General features: G+C 69.7%; 1 protein-coding gene. It reads right to left on the reverse strand.

The genetic code is table 11. The features are described from left to right. Positions 1–510: DUF222 domain-containing protein (locus tag NBZ85_RS31225; protein WP_261563436.1), on the reverse strand; the 510-nt coding region annotated here is incomplete at its 3' end. Positions 511–1232 lie beyond the last annotated feature (722 nt).

Here is a 1232-nt window from a genome sequence, read left to right on the forward strand (position 1 = left end):
GCGTTGAGGATCATGTGGCGCGGCTCCTCGCGCGGGCCCCGCGGCTGACCGACCGGCAGAAAGCAGATCTCCGGCGGCTGCTGGGTCCTCCACCCCGGTGGGCGTCATGATCGAACGGTGGTGCCTCAACCGAACTGTGAGCTGTTCGGCGGTGATCTCCCCGCTGGCGAGGGCCGCCCCGGTCGCGGTGCAGACGGTGGTGTCGCGGGCGAGGGTGACGTGCCGGCGGGCTTCCCGGGTGGTCAGCCGCAGCCGTTCCCGCAGCCAGGCGGCGAGATCGGTGGCGCCCTGGTGGACGGCGAAGCCGCGGTCCTGGGCCTCCACGAACAGCTGGCCCCGTACGGCCGCGACCCGGCCGGTCAGCCGGCATATCCCTTCGATCAGCCCGTCCAACTCGCCGTCGGACAGCTGCCACATGTCCGCGGCCAGCAGCCCGTCGACCTGCTCGACGATCACCGCCAGCCGTGCCGGTGGATCCGGATCGTCGCCGGAGTTCTCGCCGTAAACCATGAGTCAACGGTAGAACAACACCTGCCGGATGTCGAACATATGTTCGTACGCTGTGAGCGGAGGCGACACGGGAACCATCTATCGGGTCGACGATTCCCGCCAGGCAACCGGACCCACGGCCAGGTCCAGCCGCGGTACCTCGGTGCCGGTTGCTGTCGCAGGCCATGAACGGCGACGGCCCCCGATGAGAGCGGCCCAACGCCCGAAGATCCCCGGGCAGCCCGTCAGGCCCGGCGACCACGACACCTGATGCCGGCGACCCGCAAAACGGGGCCGACCGTGCGAGTGAGGTCACGGGCATCCGGATGTCGTCGTGCCCCTGGATGTCGTCGTGCCCTTCCCGGCGATGATCGATCTTGCTTGGCTGTCGCCGACCCGGCGTTAGCCCGATGTGCCTACGCGTCGTCGCCGGGCGTGGTCTCCCGGGCGGCAGGACGGCGGCTGGCTCCGCGGAGGTGGTGAAGGGATCGGTCGCGCTGTCGGCTCTGGGACTGCGGCCGGAGCCGCGGCGCGGTCTCGCGGAACGTGTGCCACGAACACGCCTGAGGGCATTAATCGTGACGGTGATCGTCCGGAGTGAAACTCCCCCTGGCTACCCGACTTCATGATCAATTATGTCGGGGGCGGTGCCCGCAAGCGTGGCGAGCGCGCCGGAACGTTGCACAGCCGCAGTGGCCAAGGGGGCGTGGCGAACGGTGGGGAGTGCCTCACCAGGCGGGCGG

The organism is Frankia tisae, from assembly GCF_025403405.1.
Classification (GTDB): Bacteria; Actinomycetota; Actinomycetes; order Frankiales; family Frankiaceae; genus Frankia; species Frankia tisai.